Source organism: Streptomyces sp. DH12, assembly GCF_020873895.1.
Classification (GTDB): domain Bacteria; phylum Actinomycetota; class Actinomycetes; order Streptomycetales; family Streptomycetaceae; genus Streptomyces.
The window spans coordinates 1-406 of the sequence record NZ_JAHWGT010001488.1 but is presented as its reverse complement, the minus strand read 5'-3'; the positions used below and the strand labels follow the sequence as shown (position 1 = coordinate 406).

At 72.7% G+C, this 406-nt stretch carries 1 pseudogene; it reads left to right on the top strand.

Annotated features, from left to right (window positions below):
• Window positions 1-406, top strand: a pseudogene (locus tag LPA54_RS40710) (LuxR family transcriptional regulator); the annotation flags it as partial.

Genomic DNA, 406 nt, shown 5'->3' with positions numbered 1-406 from the left:
CAGCTGCTGCTCCTGGAGGACCTGCACGACGCCGACCCCGAGACGCTGGGCGTCCTGGAGTACCTGGTCGACAACCTGGCCTACACGCCCGTGCTCCTGGTGGCGACGGTGCGCACCGACATCAGCGACGCGCTGGACCTCGCGCAGTCGGCCCGCCGCCGCGGGGCCGCCACCGTGGTGGTGGAACTGCCGCCGCTGTCCCGGCCGCAGGTGCACGAGATGGTCGCCGCCCAGCTCGGCGTGGACAGCCCCGGCGACGTCCCCGCCGAGGTCCTCGACCGACTGTGGGAGGACAGTGCGGGCAGCCCTTACCTCGTCGAGGAACTGCTCCAGTCCATGATCGGCTCGGGCACCCTGGTACAGGGTCCCGGTGGCTGGCGTGCCGTCGGCGATCCGCGCCGTGACG